The sequence below is a fragment of the Photobacterium sp. WH77 genome (genome assembly GCF_022014395.1).
In the GTDB taxonomy this organism is placed as follows: Bacteria; Pseudomonadota; Gammaproteobacteria; order Enterobacterales; family Vibrionaceae; genus Photobacterium; species Photobacterium arenosum.
On the sequence record NZ_JAKLTE010000025.1, the window covers coordinates 31053 to 49158 of the forward strand.

Annotated in this window: 18 protein-coding genes; 3 read left to right on the top strand and 15 right to left on the bottom strand. The window is 52.4% G+C overall.

Annotation, left to right across the window (positions count from 1 at the left end):
- Window positions 1-321 precede the first annotated feature (321 nt).
- Window positions 322-807, bottom strand: a complete 486-nt coding sequence (locus L6J37_RS19045; RefSeq protein WP_192017365.1) for a MarR family winged helix-turn-helix transcriptional regulator — start codon at window positions 805-807, stop codon at window positions 322-324.
- A gap of 158 nt (window positions 808-965) precedes the next feature.
- Between L6J37_RS19045 and L6J37_RS19050 the strand changes: the two genes are divergently transcribed.
- Window positions 966-1562, top strand: coding sequence for an NADPH-dependent FMN reductase (locus L6J37_RS19050; RefSeq protein WP_237796221.1), 597 nt, complete (start codon window positions 966-968; stop codon window positions 1560-1562).
- 48 nt (window positions 1563-1610) lie between these two features.
- On the opposite strand, the gene L6J37_RS19055 is transcribed toward L6J37_RS19050, so the two are convergent.
- Window positions 1611-2696: a GNAT family N-acetyltransferase/peptidase C39 family protein gene (locus tag L6J37_RS19055; RefSeq protein ID WP_192017363.1), complete on the bottom strand. Its 1086-nt coding sequence runs from the start codon at window positions 2694-2696 to the stop codon at window positions 1611-1613.
- A 75-nt stretch (window positions 2697-2771) separates the two neighbouring features.
- Here L6J37_RS19055 and L6J37_RS19060 point away from each other — a divergent pair, with 75 nt between their 5' ends.
- On the top strand, window positions 2772-4238 hold the full coding sequence (locus L6J37_RS19060) for a RimK family protein (RefSeq protein WP_192017362.1): 1467 nt from the start codon (window positions 2772-2774) through the stop codon (window positions 4236-4238).
- A 125-nt stretch (window positions 4239-4363) separates the two neighbouring features.
- On the opposite strand, the gene L6J37_RS19065 is transcribed toward L6J37_RS19060, so the two are convergent.
- From L6J37_RS19065 to L6J37_RS19075, 3 genes are read right to left on the bottom strand one after another with little or no spacing between them, the layout of a single operon-like run.
- Window positions 4364-5713, bottom strand: coding sequence for a BamA/TamA family outer membrane protein (locus L6J37_RS19065; RefSeq protein WP_237796224.1), 1350 nt, complete (start codon window positions 5711-5713; stop codon window positions 4364-4366).
- 16 nt (window positions 5714-5729) lie between these two features.
- Window positions 5730-6809 carry an alanine racemase gene (gene alr, locus L6J37_RS19070; protein ID WP_237796226.1) on the bottom strand — a complete coding sequence of 360 codons (1080 nt, stop codon included), beginning with the start codon at window positions 6807-6809 and terminating at the stop codon, window positions 5730-5732.
- A gap of 25 nt (window positions 6810-6834) precedes the next feature.
- On the bottom strand, window positions 6835-8235 hold the full coding sequence (locus tag L6J37_RS19075; RefSeq protein ID WP_120513586.1) for a replicative DNA helicase: 1401 nt from the start codon (window positions 8233-8235) through the stop codon (window positions 6835-6837).
- A gap of 255 nt (window positions 8236-8490) precedes the next feature.
- Here L6J37_RS19075 and L6J37_RS19080 point away from each other — a divergent pair, with 255 nt between their 5' ends.
- On the top strand, window positions 8491-9258 hold the full coding sequence (locus L6J37_RS19080) for a DUF481 domain-containing protein (RefSeq protein ID WP_237796228.1): 768 nt from the start codon (window positions 8491-8493) through the stop codon (window positions 9256-9258).
- A 118-nt stretch (window positions 9259-9376) separates the two neighbouring features.
- Here L6J37_RS19080 and rplI read toward each other — a convergent pair whose 3' ends face one another.
- The 10 genes from rplI to hflC form a co-directional block, all read right to left on the bottom strand.
- Window positions 9377-9829, bottom strand: coding sequence for a 50S ribosomal protein L9 (rplI, locus tag L6J37_RS19085; protein WP_192017359.1), 453 nt, complete (start codon window positions 9827-9829; stop codon window positions 9377-9379).
- 36 nt (window positions 9830-9865) lie between these two features.
- On the bottom strand, window positions 9866-10093 hold the full coding sequence (rpsR, locus tag L6J37_RS19090; RefSeq protein ID WP_002539422.1) for a 30S ribosomal protein S18: 228 nt from the start codon (window positions 10091-10093) through the stop codon (window positions 9866-9868).
- A gap of 16 nt (window positions 10094-10109) precedes the next feature.
- Window positions 10110-10412, bottom strand: coding sequence for a primosomal replication protein N (priB, locus tag L6J37_RS19095; protein WP_027254047.1), 303 nt, complete (start codon window positions 10410-10412; stop codon window positions 10110-10112).
- A gap of 7 nt (window positions 10413-10419) precedes the next feature.
- Window positions 10420-10809, bottom strand: a complete 390-nt coding sequence (rpsF, locus tag L6J37_RS19100) for a 30S ribosomal protein S6 (RefSeq protein WP_192017358.1) — start codon at window positions 10807-10809, stop codon at window positions 10420-10422.
- 230 nt (window positions 10810-11039) lie between these two features.
- Window positions 11040-11777 (bottom strand): 23S rRNA (guanosine(2251)-2'-O)-methyltransferase RlmB, encoded by a 738-nt coding sequence (gene rlmB, locus L6J37_RS19105; protein WP_192017357.1) that lies wholly within the window; start codon window positions 11775-11777, stop codon window positions 11040-11042.
- Window positions 11777-14320 (bottom strand): ribonuclease R, encoded by a 2544-nt coding sequence (gene rnr / locus L6J37_RS19110; protein WP_237796229.1) that lies wholly within the window; start codon window positions 14318-14320, stop codon window positions 11777-11779. Before rnr ends, rlmB begins: the two co-directional genes overlap by 1 nt.
- Before the next feature lie 260 nt (window positions 14321-14580).
- Window positions 14581-15207, bottom strand: a complete 627-nt coding sequence (gene motX / locus L6J37_RS19115; protein ID WP_237796231.1) for a flagellar protein MotX — start codon at window positions 15205-15207, stop codon at window positions 14581-14583.
- A 192-nt stretch (window positions 15208-15399) separates the two neighbouring features.
- Complete coding sequence (locus tag L6J37_RS19120; protein WP_192017354.1) at window positions 15400-16698, bottom strand: adenylosuccinate synthase; 1299 nt, start codon at window positions 16696-16698, stop codon at window positions 15400-15402.
- A gap of 122 nt (window positions 16699-16820) precedes the next feature.
- A complete protein-coding gene (locus L6J37_RS19125) occupies window positions 16821-17015 on the bottom strand; it encodes a DUF2065 domain-containing protein (protein ID WP_192017353.1) in 195 nt (64 codons plus the stop codon).
- Between the two features lie 92 nt (window positions 17016-17107).
- Entirely contained in the window at window positions 17108-18106 is a 999-nt protein-coding gene (hflC, locus tag L6J37_RS19130; RefSeq protein ID WP_192017352.1) for a protease modulator HflC, read from the bottom strand.

Below are 18106 nucleotides of genomic sequence, written 5' to 3' on the forward strand. Positions count from 1 at the left end.
TGAATGTCCAATTCAACGGCGTTTGCACAGCCAAACTGGCCATAAGCATGGCGATATTTTGGTAATTTTACAACTTATTGTTAATTATGCCGTCGCTACCGCCCTACCTGCCTTGCTCCAGGTCACGCTTTCGGTGAATCATGCATAGCCGCTAAACTATAGGAAATTATCCTGCAGTTCGAAAGAAACCAAGAGATAAAATCGACAGAAAGCATGTAACTCAGTAGTACCAATCTGAACTTCGGTCTGATTTCCCTAACATTACTGATGAAATTGAACAACAGATTGTTGAATAAATCATAGCCCTATCTGGCTGAAGGATCAGGACTCATTGCTCAGTAGCCAGGCTCTCAGCAGCGCAGCCAGTTGCTGTCGCTGTTCTTGTGTCAGCGGATCAAGAATGGCTTTCTCATTAACGACATGCGCTTCAACAGCCTGGTCAATTAAAGCCCGGCCTTTCTCTGTCAGCGCCACACTGCAGCTTCGTCTGTCTTCGGGGCTGGCTATGCGTTCAATCAACCCGCGCTTGGCCAACTGCTCAATGCGGGTACTCATGGCACCGGATGACAGCATCAGGGTCTGGTAAAGTTCGGTCGGGGTCAGAGGGGTATTACAACGCCTCAATGTTGCCAGGATATCAAACTCAATCGCACTTAAATCATAGTTTTTAAACGTCTTATTTATTTTCTTGTCGATCAGTCTGCTCATGCGGCTTATGCGGCCAATCACGGCCATTGGCGAACAATCCAGATCAGGGCGTTGCTGTTGCCATTGTGTCAGTAACCTGTCTACATGATCGTGATGCATATAATTCTCTCAAGCTATTTTTTCAAAAAGATACTTGATAAAAAGATTTCTCAGGCGTACCTTTCATTATATATCTTTCACAAAAGATACTTACATAAAAGTTTTATCATTATAGCACTGAATCAATCGGCAACCTCTCAGCGATAAGGAAAAGCATTATGAAACTCAGCATTATTTCAGGCAGTCATCGTGAACAATCACACAGCGTGAAGGCGGCAGCCTATTTACAGGCACTGGCTCATGGCCAAGGGTTCGAGGAAGCAGAGATCATGGATTTAAGTACCCTTAATCTGCCGCTCTGGAACGAAGGGGTCTGGAGTGGCAGTGAGGAATGGAGTGGCTGGCGAGCACTCGCTGAAGAACTGAAAACATCGGACGCTGTGGTACTGATCACACCGGAATGGCATGGCATGGCAACCCCGGCCCTCAAAAACTTCCTGTTGCTGTGCACGTCGGCAGAACTGGGTCACAAACCCGTACTGCTGGCCAGTGTTTCCGCAAGCGTGAACGGTGTCTACCCTATCAGTGAGCTGCGCATGACAGGCAGTAAGAACAACCATGCGTGCTTCATTCCGGATCATTTGATCTTCCGCGACTGTGAGACTCTGCTGACAGCGGACAAGGCCGTCAGCGATGAGCGGTTCGACAGCCGGGCGAGATATACCATCAAATCTCTGGCAGCCTACGCCAGAGCCTTAGCCCCGGTGCGAGAAGAACTGCAACAAGGGATGAAAGATTTCCCGTTCGGCATGTAGCAATCAGCATCATGCCCCTGGCTGTGATGCCCCAGAGGACACGGCCCGCTAGGACTTGATCACCACACAGGCCGTCTGTTTCTGGCGGCCAAAGCCGAGGATCTGGCTCAGCCCGGCTTTATTGAGCGGAATATGGGCGCGATGGCTGCTGTCCGCCTTGTCTTCGGCGAAAGGGTCATGAAAGAAAAAGAACTGTTCGCTGACGCCGCTCAGCACAATCCAGTGTGGCTCTTTGCAGCCGTTGAAACGATAGGTGCTGATCAGCATCAGCAAACAGTACCCTTGCTTCAGCCAGTCTTCAATCTGACTAACCGCCGGCATGGCATCCACCACAGGCACACCGGCCTCATCCATCTGCTGACAAAAATCCTGATGGACCAGCTCGATAATGTCCTTTTTCCTGGGATCGCGAACACTGTCTATAAAAGGCGTTGACAGAGACTGAGCCCACAATTCCACTTTGCACCCGCGCCGGTTTGCCGCCAATGCCAACCCGTGTCCGCTGCACCCACCGTGCCCCGAGGCCATGAAGATAGTGGTAGCCTCCCGCCACAGCTGCATCTCGGTCTGCCGGCTGGGTTGAAAAGCTGGATCCAGATAAGACAGACTCATCATTAAGCAGGCCGGACCACAGGTGAATGGCGTGGTCTGCACATACAAAGGGAGTGGCAGCAAATGCTTAGCTTCCATAGGGCTCAGGCGTTTTTGCATCCTGACGCCATCGGCCAGATCATCGTAATAATGGATTAAAATTTTTAATGGTTTATAACCGCATTTTTCATAAAGATTTCGCGCCGCGAGATTGTCATTACGCACTTCCAGCCTTAATGTATTGAAACCGTTTTCCAGTGCCGCCGCTTCACAGGCAGACAGTAACTGCTGAGCAATGTGCCTGCCTCGATAAACGGGATCGACGGCAAGGGAATACAACCGCGCCAGCTGGGTACCCCGGTGAAATAACACCAGCCCATAGCCAGCTATCCGGCCTTCATCTTCCGCGACAAACAGCACGCTCTGGGGTGATTTAATAAACCGCCGCATCTGACGGGGTGAAATTCGATCCCCATCAAAAAGCTGAGCCTCCAGAGCATTTAAACTATCTAGATCATAAAGCTGTGCAATACGGACTATCATGGACTTATTCACGCTTGAGTGGACTAGTTCGATTTAATCCCAAAATTAGCCGTAAGGCTATAGGTGAAGAAAAAGATGACAAAAGTCCTCATTATTACCGACAACGACAGTGACTGGCGGCAGTATTTTCCCTCTGACAGGGTTGTCACTGTCGACACATATTTGCAGCAGGGCGCGTTTTGTGAAAACAAAGCCACTCAGGTCATAAACCTGTGTCGCGACTACGGTTACATGAGCAGCGGTTATTACTGCTCGCTGATGGCTGAAGCCCGCGGGCACAGGGTCATTCCCCGTGTGATGACGATTAATGACTTATCTCAGCCCTTCCTGTTGTCGGTACCGTCAGACCAGCTGGAAAAAGCCTTTGCGCACCAGTTGCAGTCGTCTGGGGATCAGCTCGAAGAAAAAATTTATTTTGGTCAGTCCAAAGTGCCCGGCTTTGAAAAAATGGCGCGCCGCCTGTTCGAGCACTTTATGGTGCCTGTGATTAAGGTCATTATCCGCCGCTCCGATTCGCACTGGCAGGTAGAGCAGATCACGCCGTTCCCGTTTCAGGATTTGACGGATCCTGAACAGGATTTGTTTGCCGATGCACTGGAACGTTTTTCTAACAAGGTATGGCGCTCACCCAAGCCCAGCAAGAATGCACGCTACGATCTGGCGCTGCTGGTCGATCCATACGAAAAGATGCCGCCGTCAGACAGTGCGGCACTGCACAATTTCAAGAAAGCCGCCAAGCGTCTGGGCATGCGGCTGCAGGCCATTACGCCGGATGACCTGTCGCGGCTGGGCGAATTTGATGGCCTGTTCATTCGTGCCACCACCAATATCGGTAACTTCACTTACCGTTTTGCCAAAACGGCGGAGAAGCTGGGCCTGATCGTGATGGACGATCCGGAGTCGATCATGAAATGCACCAACAAGGTGTTTCTCACCGAATTGTTGCGGTTGCATAAAGTCCCGACCCCGAAAAGTGTGGTGCTGAAAAGCTTCGATCCTAACTGGCTCGAACAGGCCGAAAACGACATAGGTTTTCCTATGGTGCTCAAAGTGCCGGACGGTGCTTTTTCCGTCGGCGTGGTGAAAGTCAAAAGCCGGGAAGAGCTGCTGACCCAAATGGATACCCTGTTTGCGCGCAGTACGCTGATTCTGGCTCAAGAGTTCCTGCCGACAGATTTTGACTGGCGGATTGGTATCCTCAACCGTCAGCCGCTGTTTGCTTGTAAATACTATATGAGCCGCGGCCACTGGCAGATTTACCAGCACCATAACAGCGGCCGGGTGACCTCGGGCGGCTTTGAAACGCTGGATTTGAAGCAGGTGCCGAAGAACGTTATCGAGGTTGCACTCAAAGCGGCCAACCAGATTGGCTCTGGTCTGTACGGCGTTGATCTGAAGGAAGTGAATGGCCAGGTGGTGGTGATAGAAGTGAACGACAACCCGAGTATCGATCATAAAGTCGAGGATGCTTTCCTTGGCGATCTGCTCTACGACCGGGTGATGACAGAGTTTCTGCGCCGTATTCAGCTGCGCGGCTTTTGAGTCTGCGCCCCAGTCACCCCCTCCTAGCCTCCCCCTTGAAAAGGGGGAGGGACTGATTGAGTTTGCTGCAAGTCTTGCGTTCGTCCTCCCCTTGGCAAGGAGGACGAACAGCTAAAGCACCGCTCTCAGAATGGCTGATTCACCATGACGTTGAAACTACTTTCCTCTTCACCCCATGCCATTTCAGCCCGTACCACCACCCCTTCTACCTGAAAGCGCACTGCGCCTCCGGCACTCCAGCGCATGTTCTGGTTCAGTTCAGCAAGATCAAACTCGTCAGCCACCCGCCCCAAATCGGTAAACAGCACCCATTGCCACCAGGGAACATCATACCAGTCAAACACCGGCCAGCCGCTCAGCGGTTGCCACTCGGGCATGACCCGGTATTCCATGCTGTAACTGAGCGCACTGCGATCAGAAAAACGCCCGCCGGGATAACTGCGCAGGCGAAACAGACCGCCAAGGCTGGCACGGGCAAACTCTGGCGGCCTGTGATAACGGGTTTGCCCCTGCACCTGCTCACTCTGATCCCAGCTCGGCACATCCGACAAATAGGCATTAAAGGCAATCACCTGCTGCTCAAACCAATCACCGCCCGGCCCTATGTCCCAAAACCAGCTCTGACTGAGCTCCCACTGCCACCAGCTTTCACGATCGCTGCTGCCGGGATCTATGGTCACCGTCAGCAGGCTGTGCGATCCCTGGCTGGGGTTATGTTCGCTGTTGAGATTATCCCACTCCAGACGGGTTTCCAGCGCCCAGACCTCGTCAGTATCGGCAAATTCCGTGTCCGGCAAAGGCGGGGAGTCGTGAAAGCGGCGGCTCTGGTAATAAGGGCGAAATTCAATGGACGTGATCCCGCTTTGCCACGGCGTACTGCCGGTCAGCGGGCGTTCCAGCGCCAGAGCAGCCAGAGGGTTGGCCGTTGCAGAGCCCAATGGAAAGATATAACGGGCAAACATCCGGTATCTGGCATCATAGGCATTGGCATTGAAGGCATCCAGGGCGCTTGAATCATTGCTGGCCGCCTCTCCGAGATAAAAATCGGTATGCTGAAAATCGGCGTTGTAGATCTCGGCACCTAACAGCCAGCGGCTGTCGTTGCTGATGCGGAAGTTATCGCCGCGTATATAGGTCAGCCAGGTTCCCTTGTTCCCTTTCAGGCCGGCCCCGAACAGTGAGGCCTGTGGCTGAAAAGCGCCTTTGACCACTCCGGCCATGCCTAAAGCAAAACCGATGTTGTCGGTATAAAAAGCAAAGGGCACCACGGCATAATCTTTTGCCCAATTCAGTTCGCCCTCGTCATCATAACCGCCGGTATTGATCTTAATACCGTCATCAGAGGCACAGGCAACCGCAGGATAGCCCGCCCAGAGCAAGGCTGAAAACAACCAAGCCGTGGCATTGACCACGGCTTGTCTGGGATGGCGGATACTTGTACGGGATAATGCCCGACGATATAAGGGTGTCAGCATAACAGTTTCTTCATTGTCAGCGGTACGCCATAGCCACACGCGATGTCAGCTTGGTGACCAGTTCGTACGCTATGGTACCAACATGATCGGCCACCACCTCGGCAGGTAATCCCTGTCCCCATAATACTGCTTCATCGCCCACCCGATCAGTGGCATCCGGCCCCAGATCGACCGTCAGCATATCCATAGAGACCCGGCCTGCAATCGGCACCCAGCGGCCGTTAATCAGTACAGGCGTACCGTTCGGCGCGGTGCGCGGATAGCCGTCGCCATAACCTATGGCCACCACGCCGACTTTGGTATCCCGCTCGCTGACCCAGGTGCCGCCATAACCGACCGCTTCCCCTTGCCTGAGTGTCCGCACCGCAATCACACTGGAGGTCAGTGTCATCACAGGTTGCATACCAAAGGCCTCGGCAGAGTGCGTCTTATCAGCGAACGGCGAAATGCCGTACATAATAATGCCGGGACGAATCCACTCCAGGTGGCTGTCCGGCCAGGCCAGAATACCCGCAGAATTGGCCAGAGAGCGCTCGCCACGGCAACCTTGCGTCAGGGACATAAAAGTTTGGATCTGACTGTCTGTCACCGGGCTGTTCAGCTCATCGGCACAGGCAAAGTGGCTCATATACCGCAGCGGCTGTGCCACATTCTGGCTGGCATGCAGGCGCTCGACAAAAGCCTGGAACTCTTCCGGACGCACGCCGAGACGATGCATGCCGCTGTCAATTTTGAGCCAGACTTTCACCGGCGTCTCCAGCACTGCCTGCTCCAGGGCTTCCAACTGCTCTATGGTGTGGACCACGGTCTGAATATTATTGGTCACCAGCACAGGTAAATCTGATGGCGAATAAAAGCCTTCCATCAGAAGAATAGGCTTTACCACGCCACAGGCGCGCAACGAGAGGGCTTCCTCTATCCTCGCGACGCCAAAACCGTCTGCATCCGGCAGCCCGGTAGCAACCTGCTCCAGACCGTGCCCGTAACCATTGGCCTTGACCATGGCGAGCAACTTGCAGCCGGGCGCCTGTTGTCTGATCAGACTCATGTTCTGGCGCAAAGCCCGGGTATCAATATAGGCGGTAGCTGCTTTCATTTATTGTCCTGCTGCTGGGTTAACGCTAATACTCATCATCAAAAGCCGGGCCGGCATAGTTATCAAAGCGGGAAAACTGACCCTGGAAAGTCAGGCGCACGCTACCGATGGGACCATTACGCTGCTTACCTATGATGATTTCTGCAATGCCTTTCAGTGCACTGTCTTCGTGATATACCTCATCACGGTAGATGAACATGATCAAGTCCGCATCCTGCTCGATGGCACCGGATTCACGCAAGTCTGAGTTTACCGGACGCTTGTCGGCACGCTGTTCCAGCGAGCGGTTAAGCTGAGACAGCGCCACCACAGGCACATTCAGCTCTTTCGCCAGGGCTTTCAGCGAGCGGGAGATCTCGGCAATTTCCAGCGTACGGTTATCCTGCAAGCCAGGCACCCGCATCAGCTGAAGGTAATCGACCATGATCATGCTAAGACCGCCATGTTCACGGGCAATACGGCGGGCACGAGAGCGGACATCTGTCGGGGTCAGGCCAGAACTGTCATCAATGTACATGTTCTTCTTTTCCATCAGTATACCCATGGTCGACGAAATACGCGCCCAGTCTTCATCATCCAGCTGTCCGGTACGGATCTTGGTCTGGTCTACCCGCGACAGCGACGCCAACATACGCATCATGATTTGTTCGGCGGGCATCTCCAGCGAGAAAATCAGCACAGGTTTTTCCTGCTCCATGGCTGCGTTTTCACACAGGTTCATCGCAAACGTCGTTTTACCCATAGACGGACGGGCTGCCACTATGATCAGATCCGATCCCTGCAGGCCAGCAGTTTTCTTATTCAGATCAGTAAAGCCGGTCGAGACCCCGGTGACACCATCCTGAGGCGACTGATACAGCAGTTCGATACGTTCCAGGGTTTTTTCCAGTATGGTATCGACATTTTGCGGGCCTTCATTTTCATTGGTACGCTGCTCGGCAATGGCAAACACTTTGCTCTCGGCCATATCGAGCAGATCGACGCTGGTTCTGCCCTGAGGATCATAACCGGCGTCGGCAATCTCGTTAGCGACCCCTATCATGTCGCGGATCAGCGCACGCTCCCTGACAATCTCAGCATAGGCGGTAATATTGGCCGCAGACGGCGTGTTCTTGGCTAACTCGGCCAGGTAGGCAAAGCCACCGACATCATCAAGCTGATCATGCAGCTCAAGACGTTCTGACAGGGTGATCAGATCCAGCGGCTGGCCGGATTCCAGCAACCCGGCGGCAGACTCAAAAATCATCCGGTGCGGACGGCTGTAAAAATCACGCGCGACCACTTTTTCTGCAACGCTGTCCCAGCGCTCATTATCCAGCAACAGGCCGCCAAGCACTGACTGTTCCGCCTCCAGCGAATGAGGCGGCATTTTGAGCGCATCCATCTGACTGTCTTTGGGACGATTGGGTTTACTTTTCTCTGCCATAACCACTTGCACGTTTGACCTGAATCCGGCCTGTTAGTATACCTGAACATTCCTGCGAGCTGGCAGCCATCCAGACAAAAAAGACCCGGTAATAGCTGCGCTGCCCAATCTTACGGCACTTCAGCAAAATTTATGTCTAATAGCGCAACATCCTGACGATCATCTGACATTATTCAGCTACACTGCGCCGCCTACACCTTTTCTGCACTTTTTTGTGCAAGCCGTCGTTTCTTGTGTCTGTAGTTGGGAGGGCACGTGGCAAATAAATGCATACTGCTTCCTGTGCTGACATCCGGCCTGCTCATGATGGCTGCGGCCAGTGCAGACGAAGTGCCAGAGCTCCCGCCGATCACCTCGCCCTGGTCCAGTGAACTGGAGCTGGGATACCAGTCGCTTTCCGGCAACTCGAATTCCAAATCGCTCAATACCCGGCTGGGGCTGACCTATGTCAAAGATCAGTTTCGTCAGCAGATCGAAGCCAAATACCTGCTGGCAGAAGAAGACGGTGAGGAAGAAAAACGCAAAGGCCAGCTCGAATTACAGAGCGACTTCATCATTAATGAGCGGGCATATGTGCTGGGCAATACCAGCTATATCGACGATAAATACGGCCCCTATTTCAGGGATTTCACCCTGGCAACCGGTATCGGCTACCGGGTCATCCGGCTGGAAAACATGATGATGGAAATAGAAGCCGGACCGGGTTACCGCCATCAGGAACCCAACATAGACGAAATTGACGATGACGACATCATAGTGCCTGAAACCGTCGATGAGCTGATCCTGCGTGGCAGTACCCGCTGGATCTGGAAACCGTCCAAAGATGTCGAGCTGAATATCCGGCTGACAGGCATAGCCGGTAACAGTAACAGCACGCTGGAAACCCAGGTGTCTCTCACCAGTGCTATCTCAGAACATATCGCTATCAAGCTCAGCAACACTCAGAAGTTCAACAGCTGGGTACCGGACGGCCTGCAAAAGCGCGACGGCACCATGACAATCAACCTGCTATTTCATTACTGAGCAGCGTCATTACTGATCTTTGTCATTACTAAGCTGCGCCATCCTGCCGACAGCCCTTTCTCCAGACATAAAAAAACCAGCCCTAAGGCTGGTTTTTTCGCAGAAGTGCAGGTGCTGATTACTCAGCAGCAACAACTTCCAGCTTAACTGTTGCAAATACGTCAGAGTGCAGCTGCAGGCTGATCTCATATTCGCCAGTTGTGCGCAGAGCACCTTCTGGCAGACGTACTTCGCTTTTCGCTACTTCAACGCCAGCAGCAGTTACTGCATCAGCGATATCACGAGTACCGATTGAACCGAACAGTTTGCCTTCGTCACCCGCTTTAGAAGCAATAACTACAGCTTCCAGAGCGTTAACTTTCTCAGCGCGAGCTTGAGCAGCAGTCAGTTGCTCTGCAACTTTTGCTTCCAGCTCAGCACGACGAGTTTCAAACATTTCAACGTTAGATTTGGTAGCCATAACTGCTTTACCCTGAGGGATCAGGAAGTTACGAGCATAACCAGCTTTAACGCTTACCTGATCACCAAGGCTGCCCAGGTTACCGATTTTATCAAGTAGAATAACTTGCATTATCTTGTCCTCTTAAACTTAATTAAACCGGGCCTATTACTGATGCTTGTCAGTATATGGCAGCAGAGCCAGGTAACGTGAACGCTTGATAGCGCGAGCCAGCTGACGCTGGTACTTAGCGCGAGTACCTGTGATACGGCTTGGTACGATTTTACCAGCTTCAGTGATGTAGTTTTTCAGAGTTGCTACATCTTTGTAGTCAATCTCTTGTACGCCTTCTGCAGTAAAACGGCAGAACTTACGACGACGGAAGAAACGTGCCATGGGCTTATCTCCTGAACTAAATTTTTTCAATATGATCGGCATGCAACACTAACTTACCTATGCCATTCCGGCCGGTTTGCCACGAGATAAATCCCCCGGCTTTAATGTTGCTTCCGACAGCTAAATCATGAGTGAGTAATTGCTGACCTTTACCGCTGACCACCACGTTGATGTAACAATACACCTGCCGTGTTAAGTCCGCTTCCACCTGGTTGGAACGATGCTCAAGCACAAAATGGCAATGAGGAACGCCCGCCGGGGACTGGCTTCGTTTGGGATGCTTGGCAACAGTGCCAGACAGCTCCAGACGATTGGTCATTCAATGATTACTCAGCGTCGGCCATTAGACCTTCAGATTGTGCATCTGCACGATCTTCACGACGTGGGGCACGCTCTTCTTTAGCCTTCATCATTGGAGATGGCTCAGTGATAGCGCCTTTAGTGCGCATGATCATGTTACGGATCACAGCATCGTTAAAGCGGAAGCTTGACTCCAGCTCGTCGACCACAGACTGCTCAGCTTCAACGTTCATCAGAACGTAGTGTGCTTTGTGCAGTTTGTTGATTGGGTAAGCCAGTTGACGACGACCCCAATCTTCCAGACGGTGGATTTGACCGCCAGAATCTTTGATAGCACCGGTGTAACGCTCGACCATGCCAGCAACTTGCTCGCTTTGATCAGGGTGCACCATAAATACGATTTCGTAATGACGCATGGGTTGCTCCTTACGGATTATTCAGCTTCCCTGTTCAGCTCGGTTATCCTGGGGAAGCAAGGAACGAAAAAATAAAACCGAGAATTTAGGCGCGAGATAGTACAGAATTACACCGCTCAGCGCAACTAAAAGAACAGCGATATCGCCCTGTCCTGGCGTTTATTTTCACTGCAGACAGAAATGCCACCCGAGCGGATGGCATTTCATTTGATTTAGCAGGTATTTTTGTTTTAGTCCTGACGCTGGCGCACCGCTTCAAACAGGCAGATACCCGTTGCAACCGACACATTCAGGCTGGAGACAGTGCCCGCCATCGGGATCTTAATCAGATCATCACAGGTCTCGCGGGTCAGACGGCGCATCCCTTCCCCTTCCGCGCCCATCACTATGGCCAGTGGCCCGGTCAGTTTACTTTGATAGAGGTCATGAGTCGCTTCACCGGCGGTCCCCACAATCCAAATCCCTTTGTCCTGCAAGGCACGCATTGTGCGGGCCAGATTGGTCACCCGAATCAGCGGCACCACTTCAGCAGCGCCACAGGCCACTTTAGACGCGGTTGCGTTCAACTGGGCGGCCCTGTCTTTCGGCACGATAATCGCCACCACACCGGCGGCATCGGCATTTCGCAGACACGCGCCCAGGTTATGCGGATCGGTCACGCCATCCAGTATCAGCAACAGTGGATTGTCTTTACCTTCAAGCAGGTCATCCAGATCCTGTTCATTGTACTGTTTACCCGGTTTTACCCGCGCCACAATACCCTGATGGCTGCCGCCGTCGGCTTTATCGTCCAGAGCCTTACGGCCGGTCTGCTGGATAGTCACCCCTAATCGCTGCAATTCGTTCAGCAGCGGCAATACCCGCTCGTCCTGACGCCCTTTCAGCACAAAGACTTCAATGAAGCGTGCCGGGTCGGAACCCAGCACAGCGCTGACGGCATGAATGCCGAAAATCATATCATTACGCATTACTTAGTCTTCTTCGCCGCTCGTTCTTTCTTACCGGCCCGCGGCTTGCGCGCCTTGACCGATTTCTTTTTCGCCTTGTCTTTTTTCTTGGCTTTTTTGCCTTTCTTGTCGTCTTCGCTGCCAGGCTTGGCTATCACACCGGCTTTCAGCTGCTGACGGACAGAAGTGCGCTCTTTCTTCGCTTCCGCTTTGTGCTCCTGCTGCGCTTCACCGTTTTCAACGCGGTACGCTTTCAGGTTCTGACGCTGCAAGCCTTCTGCTTTGCGCATCCGTTGCTGCTTCTCACGGGTTTGCGCGGTTTTACCTGGTCGGCGGGACTTTCTGCCACCGCCCACCAGTTCGAAATCAATCTGGCGGTCGTTGAGGTTAATCGCCGCGACTTTCACCTGGACAGTGTCACCCAGGCGGTAAATTTTGCCGGAGGCATCCCCCACCAGGCGCTGACCGATAGGATCGAACTGGTAGTAATCGTTATCAAGATTTGAGATGTGCACCAGGCCGTCAATATTAAGCTCATTGAGGCGGACAAAGAAGCCAAAGCCCGTCACATTGGCAATCACGCCTTCGAACTCATCACCGACATGGTCCTGCATGTATTCACATTTCAGCCAGTCAGCCACATCACGCGTGGCATCATCGGCACGACGCTCTGTCATTGAGCATTGCTCGCCCAGCACATCCATGTCGTCGAAGGAATAGTGGTAGCCGCCGGTCGGTGTCCAGCGATCTTTGTGAGTGCCGTTCTCTTTGGCAACCAGATATTTGATGGCACGATGCAGAGCCAAATCAGGATAACGGCGGATCGGCGAGGTAAAGTGCGCATACGAGTTGAGGGCCAGACCGAAGTGACCCAGGTTTTCCGCCTGATACACTGCCTGCTTCATGGAACGCAACAGCATGGTCTGGATCAGTTCTTTGTCCGGGCGATTCTGGATCGCCGCTGCCAGGTGAGCATAATCACTCGGGGCAGGCTCCAGGCCACCGGTCAGATTCAGGCCCAGCTCGCCGAGGAAATCCCGGAAACCTGTCAGGCGTTCTTCGCCCGGGGTATCATGCACCCGGTACAGCGCAGGCTCTTTGGCTTTTTCTACCAGCTTGGCAGAAGCCACATTGGCCATGATCATACATTCTTCGATGATCTTGTGGGCATCGTTACGCTCTGACGGCACAATACGGTCAATCTTACGATCCGCATTGAAAATGAACTGGGTTTCCAGCGTTTCAAACTCAATAGCACCGCGCTGTTCACGCGCAAGTTTGAGCACTTTGTACATGCTGTACAGCTCTTCCAGGTGCGGAACCAGAGGCGCATAACGCTGGCGCAGATCCTCGTCCCCTTCCAGCACCTTGCTGACTTTAGTGTACGTCAGACGGGCATGAGAGTTCATCACAGCTTCGTAATGCCGGTAGCCGGACAGTTTGCCGGCCGCCGAAATAGTCATCTCACAGACCATGCACAGGCGATCAACCTGAGGGTTGAGCGAGCACAGGCCGTTCGACAGCACTTCAGGCAACATAGGGATCACCTGAGCCGGGAAGTAAACCGAGTTACCGCGGTTTATCGCTTCTTTATCCAGTGCGCTGTCAGGGCGCACATAGTAGCTGACATCGGCGATAGCCACCCATAAACGCCAGCCACCTGATTTTTTCTTTTCACAGAACACAGCGTCATCGAAGTCGCGGGCGTCCTCGCCGTCGATAGTCACCAGCGGCAAATCCCGCAGATCAACACGGCCTTTCTTGGCGTCTTCCGGCACGTCTTCTTTCAGTGTCTCGACCTGCTTCTCAACCTCTGCCGGCCAGACATGGGGAATATCGTAGGTACGCAGGGCAATTTCAATTTCCATGCCCGGTGCCATGTTCTCGCCCAACACTTCCACAATTTTACCGACAGCATTGTACTGACGGGTGGCGCGCTGGGTGATTTCCACCACAACTACGTTACCCATGCGGGCACCCTGACGCACTTCCTGAGGGATCACGATATCCTGCGAGATCCGTGAATCATCCGGTACGACAAAGCCCATACCGTCTTCAATAAAATAGCGACCGACAATCTGGCCGCTGTATTCCTGCAGCACACGGACAATCCGCCCTTCACGGCGGCCGCGTTTATCGACGCCAGCCACCTGAACCAGAACGTAATCACCATGGATAACACCGCGCATCTGATGAGACGGCAACAGCAGGTCATCTTGACGGGCCATGCCGCTGCCTTCAGGGCGCACAAAGCCAAAGCCGTCTTTATGGCCAATGACATGGCCTTTAATCAAATCCAGCCTTTCCGGCAATGCGTAACACTGGCGGCGGGTGTACACCAGCTGGCCGTCGCGCTCCATGGCGCGTAATCGGCGGCGAAGGCCTTCGTACTGGTCTTCGCCCTGCAATTTCAGCTCGGTAAACAGCTGATCGCGATTAACAGGTGTACTAAAGCCGCGAACCACTTCCAGAATGAATTCACGGCTTGGGATTGGGTTTTCGTAGTTTTGAGCTTCCCGCTCGCGGAAAGGATCGACGGGTAAATCAGTTGTACCTTTGGACATAAAATAATCCGTATTGGCAGCCAGATACCCTAAGTATATCCCTGCCATCAATAATTAGTTGGGAGCAGGTCAAATTCCGCTCCAATAAATGAAGATAATATCTGCGTGTGAATCAGTCGCTTACACGCTTTTTTTTGTGAGCCTGCCTGTCACTGGCAGCTCAAGCAACGCGACAAGATAAATGCCGCTCAGATCACATTCTAAGCGCTAACTGCCTGAAAAGATACCGCAGGCCAAAAATCACCACGGCAAGAGGGAGGTTACCAGAAGCTCTCTCGTCGCTTCGCGCGAGCAATCACATTGGAAGGCATACGCAGCTCTAAATTGCGACGTAAGTGAGCAATCTTTTTGTGGGTCCGGCCGTCAGCCGTCACTGACTGATACAGCCAGCGGTAAGCATCTTCGTAATCCAGCGGGCTGCCATAATCATTGAGCAGCAATTCGGCAAGCTGAATGCGTGCTGCCAAATGGCCCATCGCCGCCGCTTCGCGCAAATAAGGAATCGCACGTTCCCGATCCTGTTGCACCAGTGTGCCCCTGGCATAATAACGGCCCAGCTGTTCCAGCGCTGAAGGCAGGCCCTGACGAGCCGCTGTTTCCATGTAATAGAGGCCCAGTTCAACGTCACGCTGCACACACACGCCCCAAGCCAGCATATCGCCATACAGAAACTGATACGCCGGCAGCTCAACACGCTCTGCCCGTACTTCAATATCCTGCACCAACTGGCACTCATCGGCTTTCACGCGCTGTAACTGCTGGTTGCTCTCAAACAGATGGATCAGCTCCGCTTCTGAATACAAAGGCACAGCATCCCCAACATCTGTAATCGCTTTAACCGGCATCGCCGCCATTAAAGCTGAAAGCACTATTGCACGCAGAACCATTCCGCTCTCTCTTTACATTGAAACATTACGACTGGACTCAGCCACATTTCTTCGCTGAAAACGATAAAAAACCTGGCGGTATGAACCTTATCGACCAGAGGCAAACAGACTTTAGTCAAAATTTCAGAAAGCGAACAACAAAAAGCCAACCCTAGGGTTGGCTTTTGAGCATCAGGTCAAATCGCTCAGCAATCAGCTTGCGTACGGATGCACCTTGATGATGGTTTCGTTACGATCAGGGCCGGTTGAGATCAAATCGACAGGTACACCTGTCAGCTCTTCCAGACGCGCGATGTAATTCAGTGCCGCCTGCGGCAACTCTTCCAGTGTTTTCACACCGAAGGTAGTCTCAGTCCAGCCTGGCATAGTTTCGTAGATAGGCTCTACGTCTTCGAATGCATCAGCCGCCATTGGAGACACAGTCAGGATCTTGCCATCCGGCAGTTTGTAACCGGTACAGATCTTGATTTCTTCCAGACCATCCAGAACATCCAGCTTAGTCAGACAGAAACCGGACACTGAGTTGATTTGCACAGCACGGCGCATTGCAACGGCATCAAACCAGCCACAACGACGCTTACGGCCTGTGGTTGCACCAAACTCATTACCTTTCACACCCAGGTGCTCACCGACTGCATCATCAAGCTCAGTCGGGAACGGGCCAGCACCAACACGTGTGCAGTACGCTTTGGCGATGCCCAGAATGTAACCCAGGTAGCGAGGACCAAAGCCAGAACCGGCAGCAACACCGCCCGCCGTCGTGTTAGAAGAAGTCACATACGGGTAAGTACCGTGATCGATGTCCAGCAGTGTGCCTTGTGCACCTTCGAACATGATCTTGTCGCCACGCTTGCGTGCGTCATCCAGCTCCTGGGTTACATCAATAACCATAGATGTCAGGATGTCCGCCTGAGCCAGCACAGTTTCCAGTACTTCTTCGTAGCTTACAGGCTCAACATTGTAATAATGCTCCAGCTGGAAGTTATGGTAAGCCATCACTTCCTTAAGCTTCTCGGCAAATGCCTCTTTATCGAACAAATCGCCAACACGCAGACCGCGACGAGCAACTTTATCTTCATAGGCAGGACCGATACCACGGCCAGTCGTACCGATTGCTTTCTTACCACGAGCCAGCTCACGAGCCTGGTCCAGCGCAATGTGATACGGAAGAATTAGCGGACAAGCTTCTGACAGGTATAAACGCTCACGAACTGGAATACCACGCGCTTCCAGTGGCTCCATTTCTTTCAGCAGAGCATCAGGAGAAAGGACGACACCGTTACCGATAATGCATTTCACGTTGTTACGCAGGATGCCTGAAGGGATTAAGTGCAGGACAGTTTTTTCACCATCTATGACAAGGGTGTGACCTGCGTTGTGACCGCCCTGGTAGCGAACCACATATTGTGCATCTTCAGTCAGCAGATCAACGATCTTGCCCTTACCTTCGTCACCCCACTGGGTGCCGAGAACGACTACATTGTTTGCCATCTTTCTTCGTCTATCAGTAGTTAAAAATGGATTCTAGCACCTTACAAATTTGCTTGCAGTCATTTTTTGACCATGACCCAGAAAATCGAAAGGCAGGCTTCACGAATACCCTACGTCAGGATTTACAGCTGGGTGAACATGATATAAGCAATAACGCTGCCAGCGACGACTAAACAACCACCTATACGGCGTAATGTCTGATCATCCTGGCTGCTCAACTGACTGATCAGTTCGCGCCAGCCCCTGGGTGCCAGTAATGGCCCCAAACCTTCCAGAATCAGTACCAGCCCGACGGCCAGCCAGAATGTTTGACTCATCGTTTTACCCCGCTATCGGCTCATAATCTCCAGGTCTCAGACAAAAAAAAGACAAGGCCAACGCCTTGTCTTTTTGTCAGCACTGAACCCTCTTAGTTCAGGCCGTCCGACCCTTTCATGTATTTGAAGAAGTCACTGTTTGGATCAACCACCAGAATATCCTGCTTGGAACTGAAGCTGTTTTCGTACGCTTTCAAAGAACGCAGGAAGTTATAAAACTCCGGATCTTTGTTAAACGCAGTCGCATAGATATCTGCAGCTTTCGCTTCAGCATCACCGCGCTGGATGCGGGCAATACGTTCTGCTTCAGAAATAATCTTGGCGACTTCCAGCTCAGACTGAGCACGGATAACCTCGGCTTTTTCACGGCCCTGAGAACGGTGCTTACGAGCAACCGATTCACGTTCGGCACGCATACGGCGATAGATAGACTCGCTGATCTCATCCGGCAGGTTGATTTTCTTCATCCGGAAATCAACCACTTCGATACCAAGGTCACGGGCACTGATCTGAGTTTCTGCCAGTACATCTGCCATGATCTTGTCACGCTCGCCTTCCAGCTCTCGCTTGGGGGCCACTTCCTGCACAATTTCAGATGCAATGGCCACGCTTTCATCAACGGGTGCAGCAGCGCCGGCATCCACGTTGTTGCCACGATCCGGACCAGACACTATCTGTTTGATCTCTTTGGCACCGATCTGAGCACGCAGACTGTCGACAACCTTACGTTTCAGCAGCCCTTCCGCCGTTGCGGTATTACCGCCACCGGTGGTCAGGTAATACTGACCAAAGTCCTGAATACGCCACTTTACATAAGTGTCGATGATCACGTCTTTTTTCTCAGAAGTGACAAAACGGTCAGCCTGATCATCCATGGTCTGAATACGGGCATCCAGTTTACGAACACGGTCAAATACCGGTACTTTAAAGTGCAGGCCCGGCTCATACACACGTGTCATGTTGCTAACGTCATCTTTAATGATTCGACCGAAACGAACCACAATTCCACGCTCGCCCTCTTTGACGACGAAGACGGACATCAACACCAGAGCGATGAGAATGACTACGAGCGGGATAATTAACTTACGCAT

Coding starts and splice junctions, on each gene's coding strand:
- L6J37_RS19045 (WP_192017365.1), bottom strand. CDS start 807: ATGCATCACGATCATGTAGACAGGTTACTGACACAATGGCAACAGCAA.
- L6J37_RS19050 (WP_237796221.1), top strand. CDS start 966: ATGAAACTCAGCATTATTTCAGGCAGTCATCGTGAACAATCACACAGC.
- L6J37_RS19055 (WP_192017363.1), bottom strand. CDS start 2,696: ATGATAGTCCGTATTGCACAGCTTTATGATCTAGATAGTTTAAATGCT.
- L6J37_RS19060 (WP_192017362.1), top strand. CDS start 2,772: ATGACAAAAGTCCTCATTATTACCGACAACGACAGTGACTGGCGGCAG.
- L6J37_RS19065 (WP_237796224.1), bottom strand. CDS start 5,713: ATGCTGACACCCTTATATCGTCGGGCATTATCCCGTACAAGTATCCGC.
- alr (WP_237796226.1), bottom strand. CDS start 6,809: ATGAAAGCAGCTACCGCCTATATTGATACCCGGGCTTTGCGCCAGAAC.
- L6J37_RS19075 (WP_120513586.1), bottom strand. CDS start 8,235: ATGGCAGAGAAAAGTAAACCCAATCGTCCCAAAGACAGTCAGATGGAT.
- rplI (WP_192017359.1), bottom strand. CDS start 9,829: ATGCAAGTTATTCTACTTGATAAAATCGGTAACCTGGGCAGCCTTGGT.
- rpsR (WP_002539422.1), bottom strand. CDS start 10,093: ATGGCACGTTTCTTCCGTCGTCGTAAGTTCTGCCGTTTTACTGCAGAA.
- priB (WP_027254047.1), bottom strand. CDS start 10,412: ATGACCAATCGTCTGGAGCTGTCTGGCACTGTTGCCAAGCATCCCAAA.
- rpsF (WP_192017358.1), bottom strand. CDS start 10,809: ATGCGTCATTACGAAATCGTATTTATGGTGCACCCTGATCAAAGCGAG.
- rlmB (WP_192017357.1), bottom strand. CDS start 11,777: ATGCGTAATGATATGATTTTCGGCATTCATGCCGTCAGCGCTGTGCTG.
- rnr (WP_237796229.1), bottom strand. CDS start 14,320: ATGTCCAAAGGTACAACTGATTTACCCGTCGATCCTTTCCGCGAGCGG.
- motX (WP_237796231.1), bottom strand. CDS start 15,207: ATGGTTCTGCGTGCAATAGTGCTTTCAGCTTTAATGGCGGCGATGCCG.
- L6J37_RS19120 (WP_192017354.1), bottom strand. CDS start 16,698: ATGGCAAACAATGTAGTCGTTCTCGGCACCCAGTGGGGTGACGAAGGT.
- L6J37_RS19125 (WP_192017353.1), bottom strand. CDS start 17,015: ATGAGTCAAACATTCTGGCTGGCCGTCGGGCTGGTACTGATTCTGGAA.
- hflC (WP_192017352.1), bottom strand. CDS start 18,106: ATGCGTAAGTTAATTATCCCGCTCGTAGTCATTCTCATCGCTCTGGTG.